The organism is Microbispora sp. NPDC004025, from assembly GCF_053604425.1.
Genome location: NZ_JBSGHN010000011.1, coordinates 39,624 through 56,487, shown reverse-complemented (window position 1 = coordinate 56,487; position 16,864 = coordinate 39,624). Strand labels below are relative to the sequence as shown.

At 73.3% G+C, this 16,864-nt stretch carries 14 protein-coding genes and 1 tRNA gene; 8 read left to right on the top strand and 7 right to left on the bottom strand.

The annotated features are described in order from the left end of the window. Positions 1-100 precede the first annotated feature (100 nt). Positions 101-1,720 (bottom strand): DUF3352 domain-containing protein, encoded by a 1,620-nt coding sequence (locus tag ACWEQG_RS25270; RefSeq protein WP_452288278.1) that lies wholly within the window; start codon positions 1,718-1,720, stop codon positions 101-103. 171 nt (positions 1,721-1,891) lie between these two features. On the opposite strand from ACWEQG_RS25270, the gene ACWEQG_RS25265 reads away from it, so the two are divergent. The 7 genes from ACWEQG_RS25265 to ACWEQG_RS25235 all read left to right on the top strand — a co-directional run bounded on the left by ACWEQG_RS25265 (position 1,892) and on the right by ACWEQG_RS25235 (position 9,360). Continuing rightward, positions 1,892-2,686 (top strand): thioesterase family protein, encoded by a 795-nt coding sequence (locus ACWEQG_RS25265; protein WP_346226215.1) that lies wholly within the window; start codon positions 1,892-1,894, stop codon positions 2,684-2,686. Positions 2,687-2,774: 88 nt separating this feature from the next. Continuing rightward, positions 2,775-3,608 carry a glutamate racemase gene (gene murI, locus ACWEQG_RS25260; protein WP_363471696.1) on the top strand — a complete coding sequence of 278 codons (834 nt, stop codon included), beginning with the start codon at positions 2,775-2,777 and terminating at the stop codon, positions 3,606-3,608. Continuing rightward, complete coding sequence (locus ACWEQG_RS25255; protein ID WP_346226217.1) at positions 3,605-4,357, top strand: MBL fold metallo-hydrolase; 753 nt, start codon at positions 3,605-3,607, stop codon at positions 4,355-4,357. The genes murI and ACWEQG_RS25255 overlap by 4 nt, the downstream gene beginning before the upstream one ends. 5 nt (positions 4,358-4,362) lie before the next feature. After that, positions 4,363-5,079, top strand: coding sequence for a ribonuclease PH (gene rph / locus ACWEQG_RS25250; protein ID WP_452288276.1), 717 nt, complete (start codon positions 4,363-4,365; stop codon positions 5,077-5,079). Between the two features lie 17 nt (positions 5,080-5,096). Beyond that, the gene (rdgB, locus tag ACWEQG_RS25245) at positions 5,097-5,699 is read left to right on the top strand and encodes an RdgB/HAM1 family non-canonical purine NTP pyrophosphatase (protein WP_363471692.1); all 603 of its coding nucleotides are present in this window, start codon (positions 5,097-5,099) and stop codon (positions 5,697-5,699) included. A 47-nt stretch (positions 5,700-5,746) separates the two neighbouring features. Further along, entirely contained in the window at positions 5,747-7,459 is a 1,713-nt protein-coding gene (locus tag ACWEQG_RS25240; RefSeq protein WP_452288274.1) for a molybdopterin-dependent oxidoreductase, read from the top strand. A 122-nt stretch (positions 7,460-7,581) separates the two neighbouring features. Next, entirely contained in the window at positions 7,582-9,360 is a 1,779-nt protein-coding gene (locus ACWEQG_RS25235; RefSeq protein WP_452288272.1) for a toxin glutamine deamidase domain-containing protein, read from the top strand. An 83-nt stretch (positions 9,361-9,443) separates the two neighbouring features. Here the strand turns inward: ACWEQG_RS25235 and ACWEQG_RS25230 are convergent, their stop codons facing one another. From ACWEQG_RS25230 to ACWEQG_RS25210, 5 genes are all read right to left on the bottom strand, one after another. Beyond that, entirely contained in the window at positions 9,444-11,936 is a 2,493-nt protein-coding gene (locus tag ACWEQG_RS25230) for an ABC transporter permease (protein ID WP_452288270.1), read from the bottom strand. Between the two features lie 3 nt (positions 11,937-11,939). After that, the gene (locus ACWEQG_RS25225; protein ID WP_169981977.1) at positions 11,940-12,683 is read right to left on the bottom strand and encodes an ABC transporter ATP-binding protein; all 744 of its coding nucleotides are present in this window, start codon (positions 12,681-12,683) and stop codon (positions 11,940-11,942) included. A gap of 113 nt (positions 12,684-12,796) precedes the next feature. Further along, positions 12,797-13,462 carry a response regulator gene (locus ACWEQG_RS25220; RefSeq protein WP_452288268.1) on the bottom strand — a complete coding sequence of 222 codons (666 nt, stop codon included), beginning with the start codon at positions 13,460-13,462 and terminating at the stop codon, positions 12,797-12,799. A gap of 111 nt (positions 13,463-13,573) precedes the next feature. Beyond that, entirely contained in the window at positions 13,574-14,755 is a 1,182-nt protein-coding gene (locus ACWEQG_RS25215) for a sensor histidine kinase (RefSeq protein ID WP_452288266.1), read from the bottom strand. A gap of 281 nt (positions 14,756-15,036) precedes the next feature. Next, entirely contained in the window at positions 15,037-15,363 is a 327-nt protein-coding gene (locus tag ACWEQG_RS25210; protein WP_452288264.1) for a hypothetical protein, read from the bottom strand. Here ACWEQG_RS25210 and ACWEQG_RS25205 point away from each other — a divergent pair. Then, positions 15,356-15,850: a hypothetical protein gene (locus ACWEQG_RS25205; RefSeq protein WP_452288262.1), complete on the top strand. Its 495-nt coding sequence runs from the start codon at positions 15,356-15,358 to the stop codon at positions 15,848-15,850. The two genes, ACWEQG_RS25210 and ACWEQG_RS25205, sit on opposite strands and share 8 nt — an antisense overlap. Before the next feature lie 498 nt (positions 15,851-16,348). On the opposite strand, the gene ACWEQG_RS25200 is transcribed toward ACWEQG_RS25205, so the two are convergent. Further along, positions 16,349-16,425 (bottom strand) — tRNA-Leu (locus ACWEQG_RS25200). Between the last annotated feature and the right edge of the window lie 439 nt (positions 16,426-16,864).

The window sequence follows — 16,864 nt, the reverse complement described above, 5'->3', positions numbered from 1 at the left end:
CTGTCACGACCGACCGGCTCACCCCGCCCGCTCCGGCGAGGGTGGGCCGGAGTTCCGTTTCGGGCGGGATGAGCCGGAGCATGAGGGCCGGCCGCAGGGGTCAGTTCAAGACGACCCTGAGCGTGAAGGCCGAGCCGTCCTCGCCCTGGGTGCCGCTCAGGCCGATCGCCCGCAGCTTTTCGACGTCCGCGCGCGCCTGGCCCGGCACGCTGTCCAGGTAGAGCTTCTCCAGCCGGTCGAGGTCGGCGTACACGGCGTAGGTCGCCTTGCCGGCGTCTGGGACCGCCAGGCGGAAGGTCTCGCTCTCGCCGAGCGCGCCGGCCGCGCCCAGGGCCGCGGCGTACTCCTGGGTGCTCGCGATCACGAACCGTCCCTCGCCCTCGGCGGTGGCGATGTCGGCGGATCTCTCCATGCCGTTCAGATGGGTCTTCACCCGGTTCACCAGGTCCTGCGCCTTGGCGGTGTCGGTCATCAGCACGGCGCCCACGCGGGGCAGCGCGCCGTCCAGGTCCTGCTCGTCGAGGGCGAGCGTGAAGGTGCGGCCCAGCAGCGTCACGAGGTCGTCCGGCAGGGACAGGCCGTACTGCGCCCGCGCCCCGTCGAGGGTCTGCCTGAGCATCTCGCCGCCCTGGCCGCCCGCCGCCTGCTCGATCGACGGCCACTGCTCGCGCAGCATCTCGCCCAGGCCGGAGAACGAGGCCGCCGCGACCGTGGAGGCGGGCAGCTCGCCGATCTTCGCCGGCTCGGGCCGGACCTTCGTGGGCGTCCCGCCGCGGGTGATCCCGGCCAGCTCGGCGTAGTCGCCGGAGAACCGGAGGGCGCCGGCGAAGCGCATCCCCTTGAGCTGCGGCAGCGCGAGCGTGGCGGAGGCGTCGGCCCAGCCGGCCTCGGCGACCTTCTCCACGTCCATCCAGAACGACAGCACGCCCTGCTCGCCCAGCGCCTTGAGGTCGTCGGCGAAGCGCGGGTCGCCGGACAGCGGCGCGGCCTTGACGTACTCGTCGGCCAGCTGCTGGCTCATGGCGATGACGGCGTACCCGTCGCGGAACGCCAGGCCGCCCTTCCCGTCGCCGAGGCCCAGCTTGCCGATGCCGGTCCGGGCCGCCGCCTCGTCCTTCACCTGTACGGCGAGCGCTCCGACGGGGTCGCCGCCGCCGGCCGCCGGAAGCACGGCGAGGCCGACGCGGTCGCCGAGCCAGGGTTCGACGTCCCTGGCGTAGTCGACCTTGAGGCCGGGGTCGTCCTTCTGCAGCGCGGTGACGAGGGCCTTGCGCGGGTCGTCGCCGCCGAAGGAGTCGCGGGTGGCCGAAAATTTCCGGGCGATGCCGAACAGGGCGAGCTTCTGCCCGGCCGCAGGGTCGAGGTCGAGCCGGACGTAGGCCAGCGCGTTCGCCGGCAGCACGTCCTGCGGCTGCGTGCCGCCGCCGCTGAGCTTCGAGGCGGCCCACACCCCGCCGCCGCCGACCAGGCCGACGAAGACGGCGGCCACCAGCGCGAGGATCCAGCCACGCCCCCGCCTGGCCCGGCCCGGGGGAGACGGCGGGGCGGCCAGGGTGACGGAGCCGATCTCCTCGGGCTCGGTCCAGGACGGCATCCGCACGGTGTGCGCCTCGCCCACGGCCGGCGGGCGGGGAACGCGATAGGCGACGGTGCGGTCGAGGTCGGGCTCGTCACGCGGCTGCCAGGGGCTCGGGTTCTGCGGGGAGGTGTCGGGGGACATGGGGCTCACTCACATGCGTCGTCGTCGGGTACGCCGCGAAGCTAGGCCCGGCCGGTAGCGGCGCGCTTGCAGGCCGCTTGACCGCTTGACCCGCGAGCCGCCGGGCGGTCCGCCGGAATGCCACGCTAAAGTAATCACCAGAACAAAATTCGGTAGAGCGGCGAGGGGCGCATGACCAAGTTCGACGAGGCGACGCAGGCCATCCGGGTCGACGACACCACCTACGACGTGTGTCTCGACGACGGATACTCCATCGGAGGGCCGCTGAACGGCGGCTACCTCATGGCCACGATGCTGCGTGCCGTGGTGGACGCCTCTCCGCACGCGCACCCGGTCTCCACCGGCGCCCAGTTCCTCCGGGTGGCCCGGCCCGGCCCCGCCCGGGTGCTCCTCGAGCCGCTCAAGGCCGGCCGTACTGCGGCGATGACCCGGGCGAGGCTCGTGCAGGACGGCGAGTCGTTCATCGAGATGCTCGTCACGACCGCGACGCTGGACGAGGCGGCGGCGCCGGACTGGGCGGACGGCCCGTCGGCCGCGATGCCGGACCTGGCGGACTGCGTGCGCCTGCCCGATCCCAAGCCCGAGTCCAACATGAACTTCAACGCCCAGATCGAGATGGCGTTCGACCCGCCCACGATCGGCTGGCTCGCGGGCGAGCCGACCGGCCGGCCCGAGTCACGGGCGTACTTCCGCCTCGCCGAGCCGCAGGACCCCGACCCGTACGTGCTGGCGCTGGCGGTGGACGCGCTGCCGCCGGTCGTGTTCTCCGCGGGGGCGCGGGGGTGGGCTCCGACGGTGGAGCTGACCTGGCATCTGCGCGCCCTGCCCGCGCCGGGGTGGCTGACCCTGCTCGGTGGCGGGCGGCTGATCAGCGACGGCTGGTTCGACGAGGAGGTCGAGGTGTGGGACTCGGCGGGACGGCTGGTCGCCCAGTCCCGCCAGCTCGCCCGCCTCGGCCGGGGCTGAGCCGCGTTCGATCGCCCGAAGGTCGGCGAGCGCGTTGTGAGCATTCTTACCCCGAGCGGCGGGGGCCGTTCCCCTAACCTTGGGAAGCGTGCCGGACAACACCAGGGCGATCGGGATCTTTGACAGCGGGGTGGGCGGCCTGACCGTCGCCCGGGCGATCATCGACCAGCTGCCCCACGAATCGATCTTCTACGTGGCCGACACGGCCCACCAGCCGTACGGGCCCAAGAGCATCGCCGAGCTCCGCGCGTACGCGCTGGAGGTCATGGACCACCTGGTCGAGCACGACGTGAAGATGCTGGTCATCGCGTGCAACAGCGCGAGCTCGGCGGTGCTCAGGGACGCCAGGGAGCGCTACGACGTCCCGGTCGTCGAGGTGATCCAGCCCGCCGTCCGGCGGGCCGTGCGGGCCACGAGGAACGGCAGGGTCGGCGTGATCGCCACGCGGGCCACCATCGAGTCGATGGCCTACCACGACGCCTTCGCCGCCGCCCCCGACGTCGAGCTGGTCGCGGTGGCCGCTCCCCTGCTCGTGGAGTTCGTCGAGCGGGGCGAGACGATGAGTGAGGACCTCATCGAAGTGGTGAGGGGCTACCTCAAACCGATCCAGGACGCCGGCTGCGACACGCTCATCCTCGGCTGCACGCACTATCCGCTGCTCACCGGCGCCCTCTCGTACGTCGCGGGCGACGGGGTGACGCTGGTGTCCAGCGCCGAGGAGACGGCCAAGGACGTCTACCGCATCCTGCACGACCGCGGGCTGTCCAACGGCGCGGGCGAGCCGGGGCACCGCTTCCGGGCGACCGGCGACACCGAGCTGTTCGCGCGGCTCGGGCAGCGCTTCCTCGGTCCCGAGCTCCAGTCGGTGGAGCGGACCGCCCCGGGCATCGGCGACGTCACCGGCGTAGGGAGTTCGCGATGAAGTTGACGATCATCGGATGCTCGGGCAGCTTCCCCGGCCCCGACAGCCCGTCCTCCTGCTACCTGCTGGAGGCCGAGGGCTTCCGGCTGCTGCTCGACTTCGGCAACGGCTCGCTGGGCGCGCTCCAGCGGCACGCCGGGCTCTACGAGGTCGACGCCATCCTCCTGTCCCACCTGCACGCCGACCACTGCCTCGACCTGTGCGCCTACCACGTCGTGCGCACCTACACCCCGGACGGCCCGCTGCCGAAGGTGCCCGTCCACGCCCCCGCCGGCGCCTCGAAGCGGCTCAACGCGGCGTACGCGATGCCGGACGAGCCGGTGCTCGAGAACTCCTTCGACTTCGTACGGCTGTCGCCCGGCACCCGGCACGTCGGCCCGTTCGAGGTGACGGCCGCCACGATGAACCACCCCGTGGAGACCTACGGCTTCCGCGTCACCCACCAGGGCAGGTCCGTCGCATACTCGGCGGACACCGGCGAGTCGGCCGAACTGGTCAAGCTCGCCCACGAGGCCGACGTGCTCCTGTGCGAGGCGTCCTTCCTCGACGAGCCGGACCTGACCCCCGGCCTGCACCTGAGCGGCAGGCAGGCGGCCGAGCACGCCGCCCGGGCCGACGCCGCCGCGCTCGTCCTCACCCATCTCGTCCCCTGGTATGACAAGTCCCGAATCCTGGAGGACGCCTCACGCGGCGGCTTCGGCGGCCCGATGGAGTTGGCACGGAGCGGGGCCGTGTATGACCTAGGGTGACCCGTATGGCTCGTTCACACGGTCGTCGTCCCGACCAGCTTCGCCCCGTGACCATCACCCGGAACTGGCTCGCCCACGCGGAGGGTTCCGTACTGGTGGAGTTCGGAGGCACCAGGGTGCTGTGCGCCGCGACGGTGGAAAGCGGCGTGCCCCGCTGGCGCAAGGGCAGCGGCCTCGGCTGGGTGACGGCCGAGTACGCCATGCTGCCCCGGTCGACCAACACCCGCAACGACCGCGAGTCGGTCCGCGGCAAGATCGGCGGGCGCACCCACGAGATCTCCCGGCTGATCGGCAGGTCCCTGCGGGCCTGCGTCGACTACAAGGCCCTGGGGGAGAACTCCGTCGTGCTCGACTGCGACGTGCTGCAGGCCGACGGCGGCACCCGCACCGCCGCCATCACCGGCGCGTACGTCGCCCTCGCCGACGCCATCGCCTGGATGCGGCAGCGCCGGATGTGCCCGGGCGACCCCCTGGTGAACTCGGTCGCCGCCGTCTCGGTAGGCGTCGTCGGCACCGAGCCGATGCTCGACCTCGACTACAGCGAGGACGTCAAGGCCGAGACCGACATGAACGTGGTGATGACCGGCAGGGGCGACTACGTCGAGGTGCAGGGCACCGCCGAGGGCACGCCGTTCGACCGGACGGCGCTCAACGGCCTGCTCGACCTGGCCGCCGCCGGATGCGCCGAGCTCACCCGCATCCAGACGGAAGCCCTCTCCTGAACATCGAGGACGACAGCATGAACAAGGTGGTCCTGGCCACCCGCAACGCCGGGAAGATCGTCGAACTGCGCCGGATCCTCGCCGACGCCGGTGTGCCGGTCGAACTCGTCGGCCTGGAGGCGTTCCCGCAGATCGGCGACGTGGCCGAGACGGGTCTCACGTTCGCGGAGAACGCGCTGCTCAAGGCGCACGCGGTCGCCTCGGCCAGCGGCCTGCCCGCCGTCGCGGACGACTCCGGCCTGTGCGTGGAGGCGCTGAACGGCATGCCGGGCATCTTCTCCGCCCGCTGGTCCGGCCGCCACGGCGACGACGACGCCAACCTCGACCTGCTGCTCGCGCAGGTCGCCGACGTGCCGGACGGCCGCCGGCAGGCCCACTTCGCGTGTACGGCCGCGCTCGCGCTGCCGACCGGAGAGGAGCACGTGGTGGAGGGCGCCGTACACGGCTTCCTCATCCGCGAACGGCGCGGCACGGGCGGCTTCGGCTACGACCCGATCTTCGTGCCGGACGGCGAGACCCGCACGACCGCCGAGATGACGGCCGAGGAGAAGGACGCGATCAGCCACCGAGGTAAGGCGTTCCGCGCGCTCGCCCCGGTGATCGCCGAGGTCGTCTCGTAATCCCGCCGTAAGACCCCCGGCGGGCGCACGGGCGTAGCGTTCGTAACGTGAACGCAGCAGGCACCCGCATGCCCGCCTGGGCGGCCGCGCTGACCGGCCTCGTCGCCGGCGCGGTGGCGCTCGGGGCGGCCCAGATCGTCGCCGGTCTGATCGACCCCGGTGCGGCGCCGGTCGTCGCCGTGGGCGGCGCGGTGGTCGACGCCACGCCCGCCGGCCTCAAGGAATGGGCGATCCGCACCTTCGGCTCCTACGACAAGCCGGTCCTGCTCGGCGGCATCGTCGTCGTGCTCGCGCTCGTCGCCGCCGGTCTCGGCCTGCTCGCCCGCCGCGGGGCGGCGTACGGCACGCTGGGCCTGGCCGTGTTCGGCCTCGTCGGCGCCGCCGCGGCGCTGTCCCGGCCGGACGCGGGGGTGGCGCACGTCCTGCCCTCGCTCGCGGGTGCCGCGGCCGGCGCCTGGACCCTGTCCCGATTGGCACGGCGCGCCATGGACAGCGGCGAGGAGGACTACGTCGCCGCCAGCCGGGCCGCCGACAGGGAGAGGGCGCCGGCCACGCGGCCGGTCCCCGGCCCGGCGGGCGCCGCGACGGCGGAGGAGGAGAGCCGCTCGACGGCGCCCGGCCCCGCCGTGCCGGCCGTCATGCGGGCGGGCGCGCCGGCGAGCACCGCCCCGTACGCCACGCCGTACGCCTTCGACCGGCGCAGGCTCCTGACGGGGGCGGCGACCGGGGTCGTCGTCGCGGGCGCGGCCGGTCTCGGCGGCTGGCTGCTGTCGGGCACCAAGGACGGCGAGATCGCCCGCAGGAGCGTGGCGAGGATGCTGCCGCGCGCGGCGCGCCCGGCCGCGCCCCTCCCGTCCGGGGCGGACCTGCGGGTTCCCGGCCTGGCGCCCTTCGTCACGCCCAACGCCGACTTCTACCGGGTGGACACCGCCCTCGTCGTGCCGTCGGTGGACCCGGCCCGATGGACGCTGAAGATCCACGGGCTGGTGGACAGGCCGGTCGAGCTGACCTTCGCCGACCTGCTCAAGCGCCCCCTCATGGAGGCGGACGTCACGCTGACCTGCGTGTCCAACGAGGTCGGCGGGCCGTACATCGGCAACGCCCGCTGGCTCGGCGCCCGGCTCGCCGACGTGCTGCGCGAGGCCGGGATCCGCAGTGAGGCCGACATGCTGCTCAGCGTCTCCGAGGACGGCTGGACCTGCGGCACACCGGTCGACGTGGTGATGGACGGCCGCGACGCGATGCTCGCCGTCGCCATGAACGGCGAGGTGCTCCCGGAGGCCCACGGCTTTCCGGTCCGCCAGGTCGTGCCCGGCCTGTATGGGTATGTGTCGGCGACGAAGTGGGTCACCGAGATCAGGGTCACCCGGTTCGACCGGGACGAGGCCTACTGGACGCCGCGCGGCTGGGCGCCGCGCGGCCCGATCAAAACCCAGTCCAGGATCGACCTGCCCCGTGACGGGGACGAGGCCACGGCGGGCCGTACGACAGTGGCGGGCGTCGCGTGGGCGCAGCATCGCGGTGTCGACGCGGTCGAGGTGCGGGTGGACGGCGGCGCGTGGCGGCAGGCGAGGCTCGCGGACACCCCCGGCCCGGACACCTGGCGGCAGTGGTCGCTCGACCTCGACCTGACGCCCGGCCGGCACACGATCTCGGTGCGGGCCACCGACGCGACCGGCTACACCCAGACCGAGGACGAGGCCCCGCCCGCCCCCGACGGCGCCACAGGCCTCCACACCGTCACCGTCACCGCCCGCTGATCGGCCCCCAAGAGAAGCCGGGTCAGAGAAGCCGGGTCTGGAGTTGGGAAAACCCGCCGTGCCCCGGACGGCCCGCCTCTACCATCGGCACGCTGATGTGCGCGAGGAGGGGGGCCAAGCGCGTGAACCAGGAGAGGGCGCGCCGGCACGCGAGGTGGCGGTTGCCGTCCGGTGTGTACAACCCGGTCGTGTCGGCCGACGGCCGGCGATGGCGGGATTACGAGCAGGCGGCCGACGCGCCTGCTCCATCGCTCGAGGACCGCCGCCTGGACGTGCGGATCGCGGCGCTGCCGCTGGGCATCGACACGATGACCGACACCATGACCGACACAATCACCATGCCGGTGGTGCCGGCGGCGAGGAACGGCGAGATCGGGGGACGGGGAGGCCACGGCCCGGGGACGCCGACAGGGCGCCGCGGCGGGCCGCCTGACCTCCGGGGAGCCGTCCCCGTCACGACGCCCGCCGACGCCGGGCCCGATGACGACGAGGATGTCCGGGGCCCGGAGGACGCCGAGGACCGTGCGGACGTGGTGGTGCCCGAGGACGACCGGGACGCTCGGGATGGTCAGGACGCCCGCGATGCCGTCGGCGAGCAGGAACCGGAGAGCGGCGGCGACGTCGAGCGCGCCCTCGACGACGACGAGGCGGCGGGAGAGCCGGCGACGGAGACGGCCGCCGGGGGGCCCGTCGACGACTTGGCGGCGACATCGGGAATATCCGGCCCCGGGGATGCCGAGCCTGATCCGGGGAAGACCGGTGCCCGCGACGAGTCAGGGCCGCAAGCCCGCGCGCCGGAGGACTCGGGCTCGCGGGAGCCGGGCCTGGGAGAGTCCGGCCTGGGGGAGTCCGGCCCGGGGGAGCCCGGTCTGCGAGAGTCCGGCCTGGGGGAGTACGGCCTGGGGGAGTCCGGCCCGGGGGAGCCCGGTCTGCGAGAGTCCGGCCTGGGGGCGTCGGGCGACCTCGCGCACGCGGAGGAACGCCCGGCCACCGGACTCGAGGCGGATCACGCGGGGGCCGACGCCGCCGGCCACGATGACGCCGCCGCGGACGCCGTTGAAGGCACCGCCGAGGAGGCCGCCGAGGACACCACCGAGGACACCACCGAGGCCGCGCCCGCGCCGCGGATCCCCGCTGCGCAGACCGGCGACGAGACGACGCCGGAGGCAGGCCGGAGCGAGTGGTGCGAGGAGGCGTCCGGCGGCGGCGTGGACGACGGCCCGGAGACGGGCGAGCTCCCGGACGCCGACGACTTCTGGGCGGCCGTGCTGCGCGACGACACCGAGTGTGACTGGCTGGACGGCCCGGGCCGCCCGCGACGGCTGGAGGAGACCCGCCCGTACGGCAGGCCCGGCGGGCTGGCCGAGGCGGATCCGGGCGGCCAGGTGAGCCTCGCGCAGGCGGTGAGCGGGCGCTTCCCGGACCCGCGCGGCACCTGGATCCGGCTGATCAACGCCGAAGGGCCGACGGAGGACGCGTTCAGGTCCAACAACGCCGTCGACTGCGCGCTGTCGGTCCTGTCCACCTGGCACGGCGAGCCCGTGGTGGCGGCACGCAGACAGCCCGAGTACGACGGGTCGGGCCGCCCGCTGCTGACCGGGGAGACCGGAGGCGTCGGCCGCGCCGAGGAGTGGCTCGGGCACCGGTTCGAATACGTGGGCCACGGCCGCCGGGCGTACGTGGCCATCGCCCAGCGGCTGATCTTCGGCGGGCACGGCGCCGCCGCCGTCCTCATCACCCGCTGGGCCGGGGGCGGCAGCCACGCGTGGAACGCGGTCAACTGCCGGGGCGAGGTCCTGTGGATCGACGCCCAGCGGGGTCACATGGCCGTGGAACCGCCGTACGAGGACGTCACGGGAGTCTTCGCGGTCGTGATCGACCGCCAGGGCCGCCGCCTGTGACGGCCCGCGCCCGGGTCGCCCGCACGCGCGGGCGACCCGGGCGACCGACGCCCCGGCCCGTACGGAATCCGGGGGAGCGGCGGTCAGGAAGCGGCCAGCGCTCCGACGACCGACGCCCGGGCGGCCCGGCGGGCGGGCAGCACCGCGGCGAGCACACCGGCCAGGCCCGAGGCGGCGATGAAGATCAGAATCTGCACGGCCGGAAGCTGGAAGGAGACGTTCTGCGTGAGCGTCGTCGTCGCCGCCCAGCCGTACACGATGCCGAGCACGACGCCGACGATCGCGCCCACCAGGCCGAGGACCAGCGCCTCGACCGAGAGCATGCCCCGCAGCTGCGGCCGGGTCAGGCCGAGGGCACGCAGCAGCGCGGACTCGCGGGTCCGTTCGTGGACCGACAGCGACAGCGTGTTCGCGATGCCGAGCAGCGAGATCACGATGGCGAGGGCCAGCAGCCCGGTGACGACCATGAGCACCGAGTCGATCGCCTCGTCGAACTGGCCCCGGATCTCGGTCGTGCTGCCGACCTTGACCGCCGGATAGGCCGCCGTGGCGTCGTCCACCACCTTGCGCGCCCGCTCCGGGGCCACGCCGTCGGCGGCGTCCACCAGGATCTGCGCGTCGCCCACCGCGCCGAAGTGCCGCTCGAACGCCTGCTCGGCCATCGTGAACGGCGGCAGCAGGGACACGTCGGCCTTCAGCACCGCCGCCACCTCGAGCGAGGTGCTCTTCCCTCCCGACGCGACGGTCACGGTGTCGCCCACGGCGACGCCGAGGTCCTGGGCCACGTAGTCGGCGATCGCGACGTCACCCGCGCCGAAGCCGTCCAGCGTGCCGGACGACGCCTCCGGCTTGATCGCGGTGCCGATGGCCGACCGGGTGACCGTGCCCACCTCGTAGTCGTGGCCGTTCACCTTGGCCTTCTTGCCGCGGAATTCGGTCACCGCGGCGAGGTCGCGGCTCCCGCGCAGCGCGTCGGCGACCGAGCGGGGGATCGTGCCCGTCTGCGCCGACAGGATGTAGTCGGCGGGGAACTGCTTGTCGAGCTCGCCGCCGACCGTGGTCCGCACCGTGGCGGTCAGGACCGACATGAATGTCATCAGCGTCACGCCGACGGTCAGGGCCACCGTCGTGGTGGCCGCCCGCTTGGGGTTGCGCCGCGAGTTGTCCACAGCCAGGCGCCCCGGCACGCCGAACAGCCGCGCCGGCAGCCAGCCGGCCAGCCCGCTCAGCGGCCGTACGATCACCGGGCCGAGCACCAGCACCGCGAAGAACACGAGCACGCCGCCCGCCATGACCGTGAGCAGCGCCGCCTGGCCCGGCTTCTGCAGGACCCCCGCCGCGGTGAGGCCGGCCCCCGCCAGCACGAGCAGGACCGAGACGACCACCCGGACGACCCCGGTGCGGAAGGTGTGCTCCTCGACCTGCGCGCGCAGCGCCGCGACGGGCGGCACACGGGTGGACTGGCGCGCCGGGAGCAGGGCCGCGGCCATCGTCACGACGACGCCGGTGCACAGGCCGACGGCGATCGTCTGCGGGGACAGGGTCACCGTGCCCGTGGGGATGTCGGTTCCGACGGCCCTCAGCACGGCGACCGCCGCGGCTCCGAGGCCGAGGCCCGTCAGCAGGCCCAGCACCGACGACAGCAGGCCGACCACGGCGGACTCCAGCACGATCGAGCCGAAGACCTGCCGCTTGGTGGCGCCGATGCAGCGCAGCAGCGCCATCTCGCGCATCCGCTGCGCGACCAGGATGTTGAAGGTGTTGTAGATGACGAGCGCGGCGACGAGCAGCGCGACCGCGCCGAACAGCAGCAGGCCCAGCCGGATGTAGGACGTGTCCACGTGGTTGCGCCTGGCCACCTCGTCGGCGCGTTCCCGCCCGGTCATCACCGTCGCGTCGCCCCCCACGGCCGCCGCGACGGCCGTACGCAGGCTCTCCGGCGAGGGTCCCGACGAAACGACGTCGATCTCGGTGAAGCCCTTGGCGCCGGTGACGCGCCGCGCCGTGTCGGGGGTGAAGGCGACCGCGCCCCGGTAGGCGAGGTTCTGGTCGACGCCCACGTCGAAGATCCCGACGAGGCGGAACTCCTGCCGTCCGCCGGCCCGGTCGAGCACCGCGACCGTCGCCCCGGGTGCCAGGTGCTGGGTCTTGGCGGTGTTCTTGTCGAGCACGGCCTCGCCCGCGGCGGAGGGCGCCCGCCCCGACGTTATCTTGATGCGGCTCGCCGGGATGGACACCCCGGCGGTGGGGGAGTCCCCGACGACCTTGCCGTCCCTGCCGATCAGCGGCGCGTCCCCGGACACCACGGGCTGGGCGTCCCGCACGCCCCGCACCGCCCTGATCGCCGCGAGCGCGCTCTGCGGCAGGCTCCCGTCGCCTTCGGCGTCGTCCTTGGGCGTCACCACCACGTCCACCTTGTCGGCGTCCGCGGCGAACGACTGGGTGAAACCGGCGTCGATGGTGTCGGTGAGCACGAACGTGCCCGCGATGAACCCGACACCGAGCACGATCGCCAGGGAGGTGAGCAGCAGGCGCAGGCGGTGCGCCAGCAGCCCGGTGAGAGTGGTCCTGAACACGGCTCAGGCCTCCAGCGCCATCAGCGTGTCGAGCACGGCCTGCGGCGTCGGCCGATCGATCTCGCTCACCAGCAGGCCGTCACGCAGGAACACCACCCGGTCGGCGTACGACGCCGCCACCGGATCGTGGGTCACCATCACGATCGTCTGCCCGAGCTCCCGCACCGACCTGCGCAGGAACGCCAGCACCTCGGCGCCGCTGCGCGAGTCGAGGTTGCCCGTCGGCTCGTCGGCGAAGATCACCTGGGGCTTGCTGATGAGCGCCCGGGCCACCGCGACACGCTGCTGCTGGCCGCCCGACAGCTCGCTCGGCTTGTGCCTGAGCCGGTCCCGCAGGCCGACCGTCTCGATCACACGGTCGAACAGCGCCTGGTCGGCCTGACGGCCCGCGATCTCCAGTGGAAGCCGGATGTTCTGCTCGGCCGTCAGTGTCGGTAGCAGGTTGAACGCCTGGAAGATGAAACCGACGCGCTCGCGACGCAGGAGCGTGAGCTGCTTGTCGTTCAAACCGGTGATCTCGACGTCGCCGATGCTCACCCGTCCGTCCGTCACGGTGTCCAAACCGGCCAGGCAGTGCATCAGGGTGGACTTACCGGAGCCGGACGGCCCCATGATCGCGGTGAACGCCTCCGCGGCGAAACCGATGTCGACGCCGCGCAGCGCGTGCACCGCCGCGTCGCCCTCGCCGTACACCTTCGTCAGTCCCCGCGCGACGACCGCGGTGCGAACCTGGGTTGTTGTGGTCATGACGCCACGCTATGGCCGTGATCAGGGCGTTTCCTCGGCCTCGCGGACGTTCTCGGCGTGCGGCCACAGGACGGGCCCCGCGGGACGTGTGCGACTTGCGGGGTAGTCCGGACTCAGCCCCGCGGATGATCGGGGGAGACCACACCGGTCTCGTACGCGTAGACCACCACCTGGGCGCGGTCGCGCAGCCCCAGCTTGGCCAGGATGCGGCCCAGGTGGGTCTTCACGGTCGCCTCCGCGAGGTGCAGGCGCGCCGCGATCTCGGCGTTCGACAGGCCGCGGGCCACGTGGACCATCACCTCCCGCTCCCGCACCGTCAGCACGCCGGTGTCCTGCCGCCGCTGGTCCCCCTCGGGCAGGAGCACGGCGAAACGGTCGAGCAGGCGGCGGGTCGTGCTCGGCGCGACCACCGCGTCACCCGTGTGGACCGACCGGATCGCGCTGATCAGCTCGGCCGGTGGCACGTCCTTCAGCAGGAATCCCGCCGCGCCCGCCTTGATCGCGGCGAACGCGTACTCGTCGAGATCGAACGTCGTCAGGATCAGCACCTTGGGACCGTCCGGCGCCGCGCAGATGACGCGGGCCGCCTCCACGCCGTCCATCCGCGGCATGCGGACGTCCATGAGGACCACGTCCGCCTCGACCGTGCGCAGCGCCTCGACGGCCGCAAGCCCGTCCGCCGCCTCGCCCACGACGTCGATGTCCGGCTGCGCCCCGAGGACCATCCGGAACCCGGTCCGCACCAGCTCCTGGTCGTCGACCAGCATGACGCGTATCACTGCCGCTCCGCTCCGCTCGTCATCGCCGCGATCCCCGCAACCGTACGCGGCCGGGGGACCGCCCCGTCATTCGGTCGGGGACGCCGGTCACCCGGTCGGGGGACGACCCGGTCACGCGGCCATCCCGATGGGGATCCTGGCGACCACCCGGAACCCGCCGCCGGTCCGCGGGGCCGCCTCGACGCTCCCGCCGTACATCGCCGCCCGCTCCCGCATGCCGATCAGGCCGTGCCCGCCGACCAGGCGCGGCGCGGCGGCGCCCCTGCCGTCGTCGCTGATCCTCAGCTCGAGCTCGCCCCTGCCGTACGTCATCTCCACCCAGGCCCGCGTGCCGGGGCCGCCGTGCTTGAGCGCGTTCGTCAGCGCCTCCTGCACGATCCGGTAGACGGCGAGCTGCTCGCCCTCGGGCAGCGTCCGCGCGGTGCCGGTCACGGTGAACTCGGTCGGCAGCCCAGAATCCCTGACCTGCCTGATCAGGTCGCCCAACTGGGCCACGCCGGGCTGCGGAGCGTACTCCTCCGCGGGGCTGCCGGCGTCCTGCCGCAGGACGCCCACCAGCCTACGCATCTCGGCCAGCGCCTGCCGACCGGTCGCGGAGATCGCCTGCATGGCACGCCGCGCCTGCTCCGGATCGCCGTCGAGAGCGTACCCCGCGCCGTCGGCCTGGACGACCATGACGCTGACGTTGTGCGCCACCACGTCGTGCAGTTCACGGGCGATGCGGGCGCGCTCGGCGGCGGCCGCGATACGCGCCTGCTGGTCGCGCTCCCGCTCGGCCCGCTCGGCGCGTTCGACGAGGCTCTCCACGTAGCGGCGGCGCGTGTTGGCGTAGATCCCGGCGATCCAGACGGCGACGATGAAGGCCGACGACGACGGCCACGCCTGCCCGGCGTCGTTGGACCAGCGCAGCATCGCCAGCAGCAGCCCGAACTCCGCGACAGCCCCGGCGGCCAGCGCCCACCGCAGCGTGCAGCGCGAGGCCACGCCGTACACCGCGACGAGCACCGCGATGTTGGCGGGCAGGACGATGACGTCGAGCAGCCACTGGACGAAGCTGACGGCGGCGACCACGGCGAACACCTCGCGGGGGTGCTCGCGGCGCCAGGTCAGCGGAACGATGAGGGCGGCCGACAGCAGCAGCAGTCCGGGCACGCCCACATCCCGTGCCCCTACCGAGCCCGACCGGGTGAATGTCTCGACGGTGGCCAGGCTCAACAGCGCCAGCGGGGAGACCGTGAGCGCGTCCACGAGCTTGCTGTGGCGCCGGGTCCAGGCGCGTAGTCTGCCGAACACGTACCCAACCATATGTATCGGCTGCTCAGGAAGGTCTCACCCTTGCGGCGGATACGGTGGTACGACTCAGGTCGCAGGCGCCCGTCGGGTTTACGCCGTTCTTACGGATCACGCCGCATCCTTGTTCCCGGGAACGCTTCTCTGAAGCGGGTAAGGGAGATCTGAATGGCGGATCAGGACGCGGGGTCGCGCGGCACCGGGGACGAGCCGCGCGGCCCGCGCCCGGAGCCGGAAACCGGGCCGACCGGGTTGAGCGAGCCGACCGCGACCAGCGGGGCCGGTCAGCCCGCCGGCCCGGCGGCACCGGCCGAGCCGGCTGGGACCGCGCCGGTCGCCCCGGCAACGCCGACCGGGTCAAGTGCGCCGGCCGTGACCAGCGGGGCCGCTGAGCCCGCGGGCCCGGGGGCACCGAGCCTGCCGAGTCTGCCGATCGGCTCGACCCCGCCGAATGCGCCAACCGGGCCGACCGCGCCACCGCCACCGCCACCGAATCCCACGGCACTGTGGACCAGCCCGGCGACCACGCCCAGGGCGGCCGGGCCGGGTTCACCCTGGGCCCGCCCGACCAGCGCGCCCGGCCCGAACAACGCGCCCGGTCCGATGAACACGCCCGGGGCGGCCGCGTCCGGGGCGCCGGGGCCGTACGCGCCGTGGACAGGCTCCGCCGGCCCGGGCCGGTCGGGGCCGGGACCCGCGAGTGCGCTCCCGAGCGGCAGCGGGTACGCCTTCGGGCCCGGCGGCGCGGGATGGAACGCCCCCGGCTGGCAGAATGAGCGTCCGCCGTTCGCGTCGGCACCGCAGCCCGGCCTCCCCGCGCGCCTGTCGGCTCGGCTCCCGCGCGGGCACACGGGCCGGCTGGTGGCCGTCGGCATCGCGTCCGCGCTCGTCGGAGCGCTCCTCGGCGGTGGCATCGTGGCCGTCACCGCGATGGTCTGGGGCCGGGCGGACGCGGGGACGAGCTGGGACACCGGCGGTGACCGGCAGCGCTTCTTCCCCCGAGGCTACGGCCAGAACGCCCCGCAGTCGCAGGACGACCTCCTGCCCCCGTGGTGCAGGAGCACCGAGGCCGGAGTGCGCTGCCAGGCGCCCGGCTGACCTTCGCTCCCCGGAAGGGCGCGCGCCGGCGGAGGGGCCGGCGCGCGCCCACGGGTCTCTCCGGTGGGTCGCCGCGGCTGTCGGCTCCTCCCGGTCACGGGCATCGAAACGTCCCGGGTGGGCCCGGCCGGTCGTCACCGGAGCGCGCCGGTCGGCGCGCGGGCGCCGCGAGAGCCGTACAATGGCGAACCCTCGTCGGCCTCTGCTCGCCGTACGGCCGGACGAGAACGGGACGTCGTTGTCCTTCTGATCCGCCCCGGATATGCGGAAGCTCTCCATCGCAATCATTCCCGCTCACTCTGAGCGCGGAGCAGAGCGATGGCAGTGCGGATGGCGGAGGACCGAGACGGAGCTCCTTCCGCCGCCATGAAGCGTTCGAGGAAGGCGAGGTCTTCCGCTGAGACCATCACGGCCATCTTCGCGGGCGGCGCCTTCTTCTCACCGGCAGAATCCGCCTCAACCGCGGAATCCATTGCGCCGTTGTTTCCATTTGAGTCTTGGTGGGGTCGGCGGGATTCGAACCCGCACTGTACGGCACCTAAAGCCGCGGTCTCCTGCCGTTGGACTACGACCCCTTCGCGTTTTCCCTTGCCCGCGAAATTCTCGGTCTGAGAATGGCAGTTCGGGCAGAGAAATCGCAGATTCTCTCTTCTGTTGTCCAGCCAGTCGCCGTTGACGTGGTCGATGTGCAATGTCAGTGACCGGCCTTGCCAAGTGCCGCCTATCTTACAGTCTGCGCAGCGGTAGGGGACTCCCACTTCACGCAGCGCCCGCCGGAGCTTGCCCGGCTTCTCGCGAGCGGCGCCGACGGGATTCAGGACCAGCACGTCCGCCGGTAGACGCCGTCGCGGCGACGGCTGGCCTCGCCTATGAGCCTGGCCAAGGAAGTGGGTTGTGTCGATACCGAAGTGCTTGAGACGGCGGCTGATGTGGGCGTGGGCACCGCCCGACCACGGGATGCCGAGATGACGCAGCACATCGGCGATGCTGCTCGCGGCCGCCGCCGCGTCGGCG

Bases quoted from the DNA above. Each gene is read 5' to 3' on its own strand.
- rph (WP_452288276.1), top strand. From the start codon at position 4,363: ATGGCTCGTTCACACGGTCGTCGTCCCGACCAGCTTCGCCCCGTGACC.
- rdgB (WP_363471692.1), top strand. From the start codon at position 5,097: ATGAACAAGGTGGTCCTGGCCACCCGCAACGCCGGGAAGATCGTCGAA.
- ACWEQG_RS25225 (WP_169981977.1), bottom strand. From the start codon at position 12,683: ATGACCACAACAACCCAGGTTCGCACCGCGGTCGTCGCGCGGGGACTG.
- ACWEQG_RS25255 (WP_346226217.1), top strand. From the start codon at position 3,605: ATGAAGTTGACGATCATCGGATGCTCGGGCAGCTTCCCCGGCCCCGAC.
- ACWEQG_RS25270 (WP_452288278.1), bottom strand. From the start codon at position 1,720: ATGTCCCCCGACACCTCCCCGCAGAACCCGAGCCCCTGGCAGCCGCGT.
- ACWEQG_RS25265 (WP_346226215.1), top strand. From the start codon at position 1,892: ATGACCAAGTTCGACGAGGCGACGCAGGCCATCCGGGTCGACGACACC.
- ACWEQG_RS25205 (WP_452288262.1), top strand. From the start codon at position 15,356: ATGAACACGCCCGGGGCGGCCGCGTCCGGGGCGCCGGGGCCGTACGCG.